This is a genomic window from Erythrobacter sp. S227 (assembly GCF_057364925.1).
In genome coordinates, this window is the sequence record NZ_CP200280.1 from 965,588 (window position 1) to 977,667 (window position 12,080).

Annotated in this window: 12 protein-coding genes and 1 tRNA gene; 6 read left to right on the forward strand and 7 right to left on the reverse strand. The window is 57.8% G+C overall.

What is annotated here, in order from left to right; genetic code table 11:
* Positions 1 to 83: 83 nt before the first annotated feature.
* The 4 genes from AC0V6Q_RS04565 to grxC form a co-directional block, all read right to left on the reverse strand.
* Positions 84 to 160 (reverse strand) — tRNA-Arg (locus tag AC0V6Q_RS04565).
* Between the two features lie 35 nt (positions 161 to 195).
* Positions 196 to 714 (reverse strand): DUF1178 family protein, encoded by a 519-nt coding sequence (locus tag AC0V6Q_RS04570; protein ID WP_486167227.1) that lies wholly within the window; start codon positions 712 to 714, stop codon positions 196 to 198.
* Positions 711 to 1,538 carry a carbon-nitrogen hydrolase family protein gene (locus tag AC0V6Q_RS04575; RefSeq protein ID WP_486167228.1) on the reverse strand — a complete coding sequence of 276 codons (828 nt, stop codon included), beginning with the start codon at positions 1,536 to 1,538 and terminating at the stop codon, positions 711 to 713. Before AC0V6Q_RS04575 ends, AC0V6Q_RS04570 begins: the two co-directional genes overlap by 4 nt.
* Before the next feature lie 12 nt (positions 1,539 to 1,550).
* Complete coding sequence (grxC, locus tag AC0V6Q_RS04580; protein WP_486167229.1) at positions 1,551 to 1,814, reverse strand: glutaredoxin 3; 264 nt, start codon at positions 1,812 to 1,814, stop codon at positions 1,551 to 1,553.
* 180 nt (positions 1,815 to 1,994) lie between these two features.
* Here grxC and AC0V6Q_RS04585 point away from each other — a divergent pair, with 180 nt between their 5' ends.
* Entirely contained in the window at positions 1,995 to 2,489 is a 495-nt protein-coding gene (locus AC0V6Q_RS04585; protein WP_486167230.1) for an Hsp20 family protein, read from the forward strand.
* Between the two features lie 378 nt (positions 2,490 to 2,867).
* Here the strand turns inward: AC0V6Q_RS04585 and pyrG are convergent, their stop codons facing one another.
* The 3 genes from pyrG to tpiA all read right to left on the reverse strand — a co-directional run bounded on the left by pyrG (position 2,868) and on the right by tpiA (position 5,909).
* Positions 2,868 to 4,505 (reverse strand): CTP synthase, encoded by a 1,638-nt coding sequence (pyrG, locus tag AC0V6Q_RS04590; protein ID WP_486167231.1) that lies wholly within the window; start codon positions 4,503 to 4,505, stop codon positions 2,868 to 2,870.
* Positions 4,506 to 4,627: 122 nt separating this feature from the next.
* The gene (gene secG, locus AC0V6Q_RS04595) at positions 4,628 to 5,047 is read right to left on the reverse strand and encodes a preprotein translocase subunit SecG (protein WP_486167232.1); all 420 of its coding nucleotides are present in this window, start codon (positions 5,045 to 5,047) and stop codon (positions 4,628 to 4,630) included.
* Positions 5,048 to 5,144: 97 nt separating this feature from the next.
* Positions 5,145 to 5,909, reverse strand: coding sequence for a triose-phosphate isomerase (gene tpiA / locus AC0V6Q_RS04600; protein WP_486167233.1), 765 nt, complete (start codon positions 5,907 to 5,909; stop codon positions 5,145 to 5,147).
* 317 nt (positions 5,910 to 6,226) lie between these two features.
* Between tpiA and AC0V6Q_RS04605 the strand changes: the two genes are divergently transcribed.
* Genes AC0V6Q_RS04605 through AC0V6Q_RS04625 form a run of 5 tightly spaced genes read left to right on the forward strand, consistent with a single transcriptional unit; the run spans position 6,227 to position 12,080 of the window.
* Positions 6,227 to 8,164: a peptidylprolyl isomerase gene (locus tag AC0V6Q_RS04605; protein ID WP_486167234.1), complete on the forward strand. Its 1,938-nt coding sequence runs from the start codon at positions 6,227 to 6,229 to the stop codon at positions 8,162 to 8,164.
* A 34-nt stretch (positions 8,165 to 8,198) separates the two neighbouring features.
* Entirely contained in the window at positions 8,199 to 9,728 is a 1,530-nt protein-coding gene (gene trpE / locus AC0V6Q_RS04610) for an anthranilate synthase component I (RefSeq protein ID WP_486167235.1), read from the forward strand.
* Positions 9,725 to 10,567 carry a phosphodiester glycosidase family protein gene (locus AC0V6Q_RS04615; protein WP_486167236.1) on the forward strand — a complete coding sequence of 281 codons (843 nt, stop codon included), beginning with the start codon at positions 9,725 to 9,727 and terminating at the stop codon, positions 10,565 to 10,567. Before trpE ends, AC0V6Q_RS04615 begins: the two co-directional genes overlap by 4 nt.
* Positions 10,567 to 11,538, forward strand: coding sequence for a prolyl aminopeptidase (gene pip / locus AC0V6Q_RS04620; protein ID WP_486167237.1), 972 nt, complete (start codon positions 10,567 to 10,569; stop codon positions 11,536 to 11,538). The genes AC0V6Q_RS04615 and pip overlap by 1 nt, the downstream gene beginning before the upstream one ends.
* Positions 11,538 to 12,080 (forward strand): YcxB family protein, encoded by a 543-nt coding sequence (locus AC0V6Q_RS04625; RefSeq protein WP_486167238.1) that lies wholly within the window; start codon positions 11,538 to 11,540, stop codon positions 12,078 to 12,080. Before pip ends, AC0V6Q_RS04625 begins: the two co-directional genes overlap by 1 nt.

A 12,080-nucleotide genomic window follows, 5' to 3' on the forward strand; every position in this document is an offset into this window, starting at 1 on the left:
CGACCGGCCGCCCGCAGCGGGGGCAGCTTGCCTGCCCATATAGCGAGGACGCACCCGCGGATGCGGGTGCGAAAAACAAAAGATGGTGATCCCGACAGGATTCGAACCTGTGGCCTTTGGATTAGGAATCCAACGCTCTATCCACCTGAGCTACGGGACCACCTCGGGTGCTCCATAGCATCATAGGACAAGCGATCAATTCAGTTTGTCAGGTGGTGCAATTGGCAAGGGCAACGGGGCAACGGCCACGCCTTCTTCGACAAGCTCTTTGGCTTCTTCAAGGCTTGCTTGTCCGTGGATTGGGGCGGCGTCGCGCTCGCCATAGTGCATTTCGCGCGCTTCCTTGACGAAATCCTTGCCCACGTAAGTGCTCTTTTCCAGGGCCTTGGCCTGCGCTTTTGCAAGCGCTTCGATGGCCTTTTGCACTTCGGCAGGTGGCGGGGCGTTAGTGACGGCCTGCTCTTTTCCAGCCTCGGAGGCTTGAACGGGCTGTGGCTGCATCGGCTGCTGAGGCACGCGCTGTTGCCCGGAATCCGGTTTGGTATTGCTCTTGGCCGGGACCGCCGGCGCCATCGGCGCTTTGCTAACCTCGGTGGTGCCGCATTCCGCGCAAGACACCAGTCCGCGCGCCTTTTGATCCTCAAAAGCGGAAGATGACTTGAACCATCCTTCAAAACGGTGGCCGTGTTCACAATGGAGGTCGAATACGATCATTGTTCGCTGTATCTGGTGATTTCGCACCTGTTGGCAAGGCTTGGGATTTGTGCCCGGACTTCTGCGATCCGGCCAAGGTCGATGTCACAGAAGCCAAGACCCGGCTCATCACCGCCCATATCGAGAAGCACTTCGCCCCACGGGTCGACTACGAGGGAGTGACCGTAAGTTTCGCGACCGTCCTCGTGTTTGCCGACTTGAGCCGCCGCAATCACGAAGGCCTGCGCTTCGATAGCTCGTGCGCGCAAAAGAACGTGCCAGTGCGCTTCGCCCGTGGGCTTGGTGAAGGCAGCGGGCACAGCGATGGCATCGCATTCCCGGCGGCCGAGTTCTTCAAACATGGCGGGGAAGCGCATATCGTAACAGATTGCGAGGCCGAGCCTTCCCAAGGGTGTCTGATCGATGGTCACAACCTGTTCGCCGGGGGCATAGGCGTTGCTCTCGCGCCACGTTTCACCGGTCGAAAGCTCAACATCGAACATGTGGATTTTGTCATAGGAGACAGGTGGGCCGCCATTGGGCCCAAATACCCATTGGCAATTGGCCAACTTCTCCCCCGACCGGCGCAGCGGCACTCCCACTGTAAGATACAGACCAGCTTCGGCTGCTAAACTGGCGAGGCGTCCCGCCATGCTGCTGCGCTCTGCGTCTTCGATATGCTGGGCACCGCGCCTGCGGTCACGGTCCAGATGCAACGACATTTCGGGGGTGAACAGCATTTCTGCCCCCTCAAGGCTCGCATCAAGAACCGCGCGGGCGATCGTCTGAAAATTCGCTTCGGGATCAATGCCCGAGGTCATCTGCAAGACGGCAATCTTGGGCATTGCCAGCGCGCCTTATGCAGCCAGCAAAGCGTCGAGTTCGCCTTTGGCCTCTAATGCTGCGAGATCGTCCGAGCCGCCCACATGTGTCTCACCGATGAAAATCTGTGGGACAGTGCGCGCATGGGGTGCGCGGGCAATCATCTCGTCGCGCTTTTCACCGCCCATGGTGATGTCATATTCGTTGTAAGTGGCGCCCTTTTTGTCGAGCAAATGCTTTGCCCGCACGCAAAACGGGCATGCGAATTTGGTGTAGATATCAATGGTCGGTGCGGTCATTTCTCAATCCCATTTGAGGCTGACAAGAACCTCTTGAAAGCCGTTTTCGAACCCCTAACTAATGTGTGTTGCCGCATTTCGCCAGTCTTGGGAGATGCATCCGCAACATGTACCCGCAGGCGCTGCAAAAGGCAGGCCTGCATTTGAACCAAATTGCTCAAGCAAGAGGATTTGCATATTATGTCACGTCTTGATTTTACACCCTATCGCCGCAGCACCGTTGGCTTTGACCGTCTGTTCGACATGTTAGAGAGCCAGGCGCGCGCGTCTTCGGGTGACAATTATCCCCCTTTCAACATAGCCCGCAATGGTGAGGACAGCTATCGGATCACGCTTGCTGTCGCAGGTTTTCGCCCGCAGGATATCGACATCACTGCGCAGGCCAATCTGCTGACCGTTCAGGGTCGCAAGCGCGAAGACACCGATGAAGGCGCTGAAATGCTCCATATCGGCATTGCGAACCGCGGGTTTGAACGCCGGTTTGAACTGGCCGATTATGTCCGCGTGGAGAATGCAGCGCTCGCCGATGGCCTTCTCGTCATCGACTTGCTTCGCGAAATTCCGGACGCGATGAAGCCGAAGAAGATCGCTGTAAACGGCGCGGCGACTTTGGCCGCAGTGCCGGATGAAACATCCGCTTCTGACGATAGCGAGAATGAGGCAGACGCTGCCTAAACTTCGCGAAGCTTTCAAAATCTAGCCCAAAACAAGTGGGGGCGGCTCCAATGGAACCGCCCCCGCGACTTATGTCGCCCCGACCAGGTTTGACCATCCGGGTCGCAATAGATGGTCAATCCCCGGCTCGAGCTCGGTGCAGCGGGCAGCGAACGTCCACGACCGGTTCAACTGTGCTGCAAAAATCTATGCACCGCCCCAAGCATACGAATTGTCGAGACGGCGCAGCCTAACCCTGCCGCTCAAGCAATTGTAAAATCCTTAAGACAGATGTGCGCGTAGTGCGATTTGGACCATACGCGCAAGGGTAAAACTGACATTCTTGTAAGTATGCGACAGACTATTCGTCAAAACGCCCATTGCGCCCGAGGAACGCCGTCAAACGAGGCGCGATTGTTCCAATGCAGCAGCGATAAAGCCCGCAAACAGAGGATGCGGATCAAACGGCTTGGATTTAAGCTCCGGGTGGAACTGAACCCCGACAAACCACGGATGATCAGGCCGCTCTACAATCTCTGGCAAAAGGCCATCGGGTGACATGCCGGAAAAGACCAGACCGCCGCTTTCCAATGGCTCAATATAGGCGCTGTTGACCTCATAACGGTGGCGGTGGCGTTCTGAGATCGCCTGTGCGCCGCCGTAAATGCGCGAGGTATGGCTATTTGCGCTTAGCTTTGCCTCATACGCGCCAAGCCGCATCGTCCCGCCAAGATCGCCGCCTTCCTCGCGGCTTTGCAGGCCCTCTTCGGTCATCCATTCGGTGATAATGCCCACAACCGGCTCTGTGGTTTCGCCAAATTCGGTGGAGGATGCCTGCGAAATACCAACAGCGCGCGCCGCCTCGATACAGGCCATTTGCATGCCAAGGCAGATCCCGAAGAACGGAACTTGGCGCTCCCTTGCAAACCGGACCGAGGAAATCTTGCCCTCGCTGCCTCGCTCGCCAAAGCCACCGGGCACAAGGATGCCGTGCATCGGCTCTAGCGCTGCGACGATGTCGCTTTGATCTTCGCCTTCAAAAACCTCGGCATCGATCCACTTGATGTTGACCTTCACCCGGTTGGCAAGGCCGCCGTGGACAAGTGCTTCGTTGAGGCTTTTGTAAGCGTCGGGAAGCCCGACATATTTGCCCACAACGCCGATTGTCACTTCGCCTTCCGGGTTGAAGTAACGGTCGGTGACATCGTTCCATGACGAAAGATCGGGTTCGGGCGCATCAGTAATGCCAAAGCCGCGCAGCACTTCTGCATCGAGGCCTTCCTGATGATATTGCAGCGGCACCGAATAAATCGAGGGCGCATCAAGTGCTGGAATGACCGATTGCTTGCGCACGTTACAGAAGTTGGCGATCTTTTGACGTTCGCCGTCGGGGATCGGGTGTTCTGCTCGGCAAAGCAGTACGTCAGGCTTGATCCCAAGCGATGCCAGCTCGCGCACAGAATGCTGTGTTGGTTTGGTCTTAAGCTCACCAGCAGCGGCAATGTACGGAACCAGCGTCACGTGGACGCTCAAAGTTTGAAACGGCTCTAGCTCATTACGGATCTGACGGATGGCTTCCATGAAAGGCAGCGATTCGATGTCGCCAACCGTCCCGCCAATCTCGCACAGGATAAAATCGTGGTCATCCTGATCGGCAAGCGCGAACTGTTTGATCGCGTCGGTCACATGCGGGATCACCTGCACAGTCGCGCCAAGGTAATCGCCGCGCCGCTCTTTCGCGATAATGTCGCGGTAGACGCGGCCCGAGGTGATATTGTCGCTTTGCCGCGCAGAGACACCGGTAAAGCGTTCGTAGTGTCCCAGATCAAGGTCGGTTTCCGCGCCATCGTCGGTCACATAGACCTCGCCGTGCTGATACGGGCTCATCGTTCCCGGATCGACGTTGAGATAGGGATCGAACTTGCGAATGCGGACCTTGTACCCGCGTGCCTGTAGGAGGGCAGCAAGACTTGCCGCCATGAGACCTTTGCCGAGCGAGGAGACCACGCCGCCGGTGATAAAAATGTACCGCGCCATGGGAGTTGAGCCTTAAGCGTGTGTTGGGATTCGGGGCAAGCAAATTGGTGAGGCAAAGCGCCGCCAATCCACAAGTGTGGCGATTTTTATGTAAATTTGTTCGAGGTTACCCGCTGAGAGGCTTATTCGCTGAGCGGATCGGCGTCTGTGTCCGTCGCGGCAGGAGCACTTTCCGCTCCCCCTTCACTGCCTTCACCCAATAGGTCATCGGCCGAAGCAGCCCCGCCATCATCAACAGGTCCGCCAAGAATGTCTTCGGCGGTCGGCGCAGATGCATCGCGGTCAAGTGTGGTCGACACTTCGCTGACGCTCGATTCGCTAACAGCCAGCGCTGCCAGAACAATCGACATCACAACAAAAACCACAGCCAGCCATTTGGTTGAACGGGTCAGAAAGTCCGCTGCACCGCGTGCGCCAAGTGCGCCCGATGGATTGCCGCCAATACCAAGACCCCCGCCTTCGGAGCGTTGCATAAGCACAACTGCGACAAGGGCAGCCGCGATCATGGCCTGAATGACGGTAAGGATAAGGAACAGCGACATAGTGGCTTCTTTTTAGGTTTGCGTTTTTGTGAACATGCGTTCTTGGCCACGCACTTAGGCATAAGCGGTTCGAACGACAAGGTTTGAGGTAAATCCGTTATGCCTCGGATGTTTCGCCTGCGGCCAATGCAATGCCCATAAAGCTGTCCGCGGTAAGGCTTGCCCCGCCGACCAATGCGCCGCCCACATTGGGCACAGCAAAGATTTCGGCTGCGTTTTCAGGCTTTACCGACCCGCCATAAAGGATGCGAACCTGTTCTCCGTGCTCTTCGCCATAGAGTTTGATCAGCAAATCGCGGATTGCTGCGTGCATTTCCTCGATGTCGGCGGGCTGAGCGGTTTTACCTGTCCCGATCGCCCAAATAGGCTCGTAAGCGACGGCAAGAAGCTCTGTCGGGTTCTCGATTTCCGCCGGCAACGAGGCTTTGAGCTGCTTCGTCACGAAAGAAACGGCGTTTCCTTCCTCGCGGGTCTCATTCGTTTCCCCGCAGCACATGATGACGCGCAGGCCAACCGAAAGAGCCGATTCGGCCTTTGCTTTGACCAAAGCATTGCCCTCGCGGTGCGATTGGCGACGCTCAGAATGGCCAAGTATCACAAATTTGCCGCCCGCATCCGCAATCATTGCTGCGGAAATATCGCCGGTGTGCGCGCCACCTTCCTGCTCGTGGCAGTCTTGCGCGCCAACAGCGATCTGCTCTGCTTCGCGGTGGATCGGGTGGATCAGCGTGTAAGGCGGAGCGATTGCCACTTCGACCTTCATATGGCGCTGGGCCGCTCTATCAATGGCGCGCGCCTCGGAAAGCATGGCGCGGGTGCCGTGCATTTTCCAATTGCCAACGATGTAGGGGCGCTGGGACATTCATGGTTCCTGAAATCAAATGATACGAATCTTGACACCGGGATGTAGGGTCAGACGGGCCGGTCCGCTAGCCGAGCGTGCAAGTTTAGTCAAAACCCATCCAACCTGTTGCCGCGAGGTCGCATGGCCGATAAAGCGCAAATCTAATCAATCTAACCGGGTAAAGCGCAAGTTTCGCCCGTTTCAGACGGTCCAATTGCTTGTATCGGCATTGTGGAGCACTGGGCGTTGCCCTTTGCGCTCGCTAATGGGCTTGATGAAATGCGGTAACCCCGCAAAAATATTACATTCGATGTAAGCACTGGGAATTGACCTAAATGATTTCGCTTTTCCGTAATTTTTTCCAGTCGAAGATCGGCCTGCCGATTTTTATCGGCTTTCTTATCATCGTCGCATTGGCCTTCGCTGCCAGTGACATTTCGGGCTCGGCAACCTTTGGCGGCCTTAGCGGTGACGACAAGATCGCAGCGGTCGGAGGGGAAACCATCTCCGCAAACGAGGCGAATGGCGCTGTGAACAATGCGCTCTCGCGCGAGCGGCAGCAGAACCCGACGATCACCATGCCCCAGTTTGTGGCCGAAGGCGGCTTTGACGCCGAGATTTCTGTGCTGATCGACCGCTACGCCTTGGGCACTTTTGCCAGGGAATACGGTCTTCGCGCAGGTGACAACCTTGTGAACAGCGAAATACTGCAAATTCCTGCGTTCCGCAGCCTTACCGGCGACTTTGACCCCGATGTCTATCAGGCAGCGCTTCGCCGTCAGGGAATCACAGATGCGATCTTGCGCAAAGACATTGCCGATGGCCTGCTTGCCCAGCAAATCCTGCGCCCTACCCTTGGTGCACCGCGCCTGCCGAAAACGGTGGCCAAGCATTACGCTTCTCTCGCGCTTGAGCGTCGCCGCGGCCAGATCGCCCTTATCCCCAGCCTTGCATATGCGCCCGAAGGTGAGCCGAGCGACAAAGTCCTGAACGCATTCTACCAAGAGAGCCGCAGTGATTTCATCCTGCCTGAACGCCGCACGCTTCGCTTTGCCAGGTTTGGTGCAGAGAGCGTGACAAGCGACCTTGCGCCCAATGAAGCGCAGATCGCCGCCCGGTTCGAACGCGATGCGGAGACATACGCAGCGCAAGAGCGCCGTGCATTCACGTCCTTCGTTGTCCCGACCGAAGATGCAGCCAAGGCCATCACGGACCGCATCCGCGCCGGCACAAGCCTTGAAGCGGCCGCTGCACAGGCTGGCTTTAACGTATCGCAAAGCGAACTGCGCGATCGGGAGCAGACCGGCACCTCGACCAGCGCAGCCGTTGCGCAAGCTCTGTTCGCAGCAGAGCGAGGCGCTCTTATCAACCCCGCCCGCAGCGCGCTTGGCTGGTACGTGGCGCGCGTCGACGCGATCGAGCGCACCCCTGCCCGCAGCCTTGACCAGGTCCGCGGCGATATTGCCGAACAGCTCCAGGCAGAAGCACTTGCCGCCGAGCTGGAAGAGCTAAGCTCGCGAATTGAAGAGCTGGTGGATACCGGCACTTCGCTCACCGATGTGGCCCAGCAATTCGGCCTTCAGGTTGATGTGACCCCTGACCTTCTTGCCAATGGGCAGGTCTTCGGAGCACCCGGTCAAACGGTCACTCCTGAAGTACGCCCCGTTGTTGACACCGCCTTCCAGATGGAAGAGGGCAATCCGCAACTCGCCGAAATCGTACCGGGCGCACAATTCCTGATCTTCGACGTATCCGAGATCACCGAAAGCGCCGCCCCGCCGCTCAGCGAAGTGCGCGATGCCGCGGTTGCTGCATGGCGTATCTCGGAAGGCAGCAAGAAAGCGAAAGAGGTTGCAGAAGCGGCGCTCGAAGCGGTTCGTAGCGGTACGCCGATTGCAAAAGCGCTGACCGACGCCGGGGACAGCGCGCGTCAGCTGGAGCAGATCGACCTTACCCGCGCAGAGCTTCTGGCAAACGCAAACCAGCGCCTCCCTTCTTCCTTGGTGCTCATGTTCTCCATGGCTCAAGGCTCCGCCAAACTTCTGGAAAATCAGGGCAATCTTGGCTGGTTCATCGTCAATCTCGACGAGATCGTGGTTGAAGATGTGGCGGATGATGATCCGCTGCTTCTCCAAACGCAGGAACAGATCGCAAGGGCGCTGAGCGGTGAATATGCAGAGCAATTGTCTGCCGCTGTCCGCGAAGAAGTCGGCGTTGAGCGCAATGAAGACGCGATTGAAGCGTTGAAGCGCCAACTTTCAGGTGAGAGCTGATAGGCCTCTTACAGCTTTGGGATAGGTCCTCGCAGTGACGCTTGCACCGGTTACGCAATCAAATCTCGAGAATGCAGACGAGGCGGCCCGGATCCTTGCATCGGGCAAGCCTTCGCTTGTCTGGCGCAAGGTCGTTGCCGATTGTGACACGCCGGTGGGCGCGGCAAGGCGCTTGATAGAGCCGGGGCGCGGTGACTTTCTGCTGGAATCGGTCGAAGGCGGCGAAGTGCGCGGGCGATACAGCCTGCTTGGCCTCGACCCCGATCTTGTATTTCGTGCAGACAGCGCGGGCGCTGCGATCAACGCACAGTGGAAGATTGACCGCGACGCGTTTGAGCCCTGTGATGGCGATGCGATGCAGGAGCTTCGGGCGCTGTCGCAGGAATGCCGCTTTGATGTGCCAGAGGGGCTTCCCCCCGCCCTTGCCTGTCTTGTCGGCTATTTCGGGTATGAGACGATCGGTCTTGTCGAAACGCTCCCGCGCGCGCCTGCGGGCGAACTGGCCCTGCCCGATATGTTGTTCGTGCGCCCGACTATTATCCTGATCTTTGACGGGCTGTCCGATGAATTGTTTTGCGTCGCCCCCATTTGGGAGGCGGACGCTCCCGATGCAGCGATTGAACGTGCAGGCGAGCGTATTGACGAGACCCTGCGCGCCCTGACCCGGCCCCGCCCCGAAGAGCCCCGCACCTCGGGCGATACTGCCGAGCCGGAACTGACCCCTGTCATGTCGGGCGAAGACTATAAAGGCATGGTCGCAAAGGCGAAGGATTACATCCTTGCAGGCGATATCTTTCAGGTGGTGCTGGCTCAGCGCTTCACCTGTCCGTTTGAATTGCCACCCTTGGCGCTTTACCGGTCATTGCGCCGCGTAAACCCGTCTCCGTTCTTGTATTTCCTCGACCTTCCCGGCTTTGCTATTGTCGGTTCGAGCCCGGAAATCCTTGTCCGTGTGCGAGACGGCGACGTTACCATTCGCCCCATTGCAGGCACTCGCCCCAGAGGGGCCACGCGCGCCGAAGACGACGCCAGCGAAGCCTCGCTTCTGGCTGATCCCAAGGAATTGGCCGAGCATTTGATGCTGCTTGACCTTGGCCGCAATGACACCGGACGCGTCTCTGCGCGCGGCAGTGTCGAGGTCACCGACAGCTTCACCATCGAGCGATACAGCCATGTCATGCACATCGTCAGCAATGTCGTGGGTAAGCTTGCCGATGATAAAGACGCGCTTGATGCCGTTTTCGCAGGCTTTCCCGCAGGAACAGTCTCCGGCGCGCCCAAGATCAGAGCGTGCGAGATTATCGCCGAACTGGAGCCCGAGACCAGAGGCGCATATGCTGGCGGGGTCGGCTATTTCGCGCCCGATGGCTCGGTTGACAGTTGCATTGTTTTACGCACCGCTGTTGTCAAAGATGGTACGATGCACGTCCAGGCGGGCGCCGGGATCGTGGCCGACAGCGTTCCCGATTCAGAGCTTGCCGAATGCCGCGCCAAAGCGGGCGCATTGATAGCCGCCGCCAAAGAAGCGGTGCGTGTCGCAAGTGAACCAGGGTTTGGCCAATGACGCGTTTTTCGATTGTTCTTCTGGGCGCGCTTGCCCCTGCACTCGTCCTTACCGCGTGTCAGGAACAACCTGCGGGCGAACCTGTCACCCGCGCGCAAATCGGTGATGCAATCCCGCGCGAAGTGGCCGAAACAGTGCCCGAAATTGCCGAAGCAACCGATGCGGACACCGACGCGGTTTGCCGTGCAGCGAGCTTTGAGGGCGTGTCCCTTACCCATTGCATTGCCGATCCTGAAAAGCACCGGATCAAAACCGGACTTGCCCCCTCCAGCGGTGATCGTTTCGGCACCATCGAAGGGTGGGCTGCGGGCCGCGATGAAAGCCGCATCGCTTTTGTCATGAACGGCGGAATGTATGGCGATGATTTGAAAGCCATCGGCTATTTCGTGCGCGACGAGGATCGCCTGGTCGAACTCAATCGCGGAGAGGGAAGCGGCAATTTCTATATGAAGCCCAATGGCGTGTTCTTCGGGACGGGCGGCACCTGGCGCATTCTGGATACCGACACTTTCCTTCGCACCGTGGGCACTCGGCCGCAATTCGGCACCCAGTCGGGGCCGATGATGGTCATCAATGGAAAGCTCCATCCCGATATTCAGGAGAACGGCCCATCCAAGGCAATTCGCAACGGAGTGGGCATTGCCTCTGATGGCAAAGCGCATTTTGTGATTTCCAACGAGCCCCTGAGCTTTGGCCAGATTGCGCGGTATTTCCGCGATGAATTGAAGACGCCCAATGCGCTGTTCCTCGATGGCAATATCTCGTCCCTGTGGGACCCGGCCAGTGGCCGCATGGACGCGCGCCGCGTTGGCCCTCTTCTTGTGGTGGAGAATAAATAATGAGCAATAGCAACATGCTAAGCTACGAGCGCACACTCTACCCGGAGATTGAGCCTTACGAGACGGGCATGCTCGATGTGGGTGAAGGGCATTCGCTCTATTACGAGCGTGTGGGCACTCCGGGCGCAAAGCCTGCGGTGTTCCTGCATGGGGGGCCCGGGGGCGGGATGTCGCCCTCGCACCGCCGCCAATGGGACCCCGAGAAATACGACGTTCTCCTGTTCGATCAACGCGGCTGCGGGCAATCGCTCCCCTTTGCCGAAATTGAAAACAACGACACATGGCGGATCGTTGCCGATATTGAGCGGCTGCGCGAAATGTGCGGGCATGATCAATGGCAGGTCTTTGGCGGAAGCTGGGGAGCAACGCTCGCGCTCGCCTATTCGCAGGCCCATCCCGACCGCGCGTCTGAAATCATCCTTCGCGGCGTGTTCCTCGCGCGGCAGAATGAGAAGACGTGGCTCTACAAATATGGCGCAAGCGAGATCATGGCCGAGCAATGGGATGCGTTTTCGGGCCATATCCCGGATGCCGGACGCGGCGATCTGGTAAAAGCCTATTACGAGCGCCTCACGAGCGAGGACGAAGCAACGCGGCTGGCGGCTGCAACGCAGTGGTCCTTGTGGGAAGGCACGGTTGCGACTCTTCTGCCGAATGACGATTTGCTTGCCGACTTTGAAGACCCGGCCAAAGCAGTACCATTTGCTCGCATCTGTGCGCGGTTCTTCCTCAATGATTTCTACCTTGAGGAAAACAAGCTGCTTCGCGACATGGACAAAATCGCCCACATCCCGATGATCATCGTTCAGGGCCGCCACGATATCTGCACGCCACCGGGCGCTGCATGGGCGGTGAAAAAGGCGCATCCGACGGCTGAATTGTGGATGGTTCATGACGCAGGGCATTCTGCTGGCGAACCGGGCATCATCGACGGACTGGTGCGCGCGACGGACAAGTTTGCGGCGTCTTGATGTCCAATCTCAGCTTTACTCAAAAGTTTGATTTAGACCAAGCCGTCGAAGCGCACGCAGCCTACTCAAGGGCGGCTCATTCGAAGTCAAAGCCACGCGCAACTTACATCGTCATATTTGTTTTTTTGATCCTTTTGTCGATCGGGATTTCTGAAGACAAGTCTCCTTCGATCCAGTGGGGGCTGACCTGGATTCCAGTTTGCGGCGCGCTTTCTTGGCTGATTGTTTGGCCTCCAAAAAGACTTTTAACGCTCGGAATGAAGAGGCAAATCGTCGCTTATCGAGAGCAAGTGGGGGCTTTAAGCGAATCTTCGACGTATCACTTCAACAATGAAGAACTGCGCGTCGAAACTGGCACTTCCTCAGAGACGCTAGCCTTAAGCGATCTTTACGGTTGGCACGAAACCGATAGCATTCTGCTTCTTTATCGTGCGCCAAAGTCTTACTACTTCATCGTCAAGAACCAACTTGATACCCCCGAAATTGATCAACTGCGCCAATGTCTACTGGCCTGTGTAGGAAAACCGTTTAGAGGCCGGTAA

Excerpts from the sequence above, each read along its gene's own strand:
- AC0V6Q_RS04570 (WP_486167227.1), bottom strand. The coding sequence starts at position 714 with ATGATCGTATTCGACCTCCATTGTGAACACGGCCACCGTTTTGAAGGA.
- AC0V6Q_RS04575 (WP_486167228.1), bottom strand. The coding sequence starts at position 1,538 with ATGCCCAAGATTGCCGTCTTGCAGATGACCTCGGGCATTGATCCCGAA.
- grxC (WP_486167229.1), bottom strand. The coding sequence starts at position 1,814 with ATGACCGCACCGACCATTGATATCTACACCAAATTCGCATGCCCGTTT.
- AC0V6Q_RS04585 (WP_486167230.1), top strand. The coding sequence starts at position 1,995 with ATGTCACGTCTTGATTTTACACCCTATCGCCGCAGCACCGTTGGCTTT.
- pyrG (WP_486167231.1), bottom strand. The coding sequence starts at position 4,505 with ATGGCGCGGTACATTTTTATCACCGGCGGCGTGGTCTCCTCGCTCGGC.
- secG (WP_486167232.1), bottom strand. The coding sequence starts at position 5,047 with ATGTCGCTGTTCCTTATCCTTACCGTCATTCAGGCCATGATCGCGGCT.
- tpiA (WP_486167233.1), bottom strand. The coding sequence starts at position 5,909 with ATGTCCCAGCGCCCCTACATCGTTGGCAATTGGAAAATGCACGGCACC.
- AC0V6Q_RS04605 (WP_486167234.1), top strand. The coding sequence starts at position 6,227 with ATGATTTCGCTTTTCCGTAATTTTTTCCAGTCGAAGATCGGCCTGCCG.
- AC0V6Q_RS04615 (WP_486167236.1), top strand. The coding sequence starts at position 9,725 with ATGACGCGTTTTTCGATTGTTCTTCTGGGCGCGCTTGCCCCTGCACTC.
- pip (WP_486167237.1), top strand. The coding sequence starts at position 10,567 with ATGAGCAATAGCAACATGCTAAGCTACGAGCGCACACTCTACCCGGAG.
- AC0V6Q_RS04625 (WP_486167238.1), top strand. The coding sequence starts at position 11,538 with ATGTCCAATCTCAGCTTTACTCAAAAGTTTGATTTAGACCAAGCCGTC.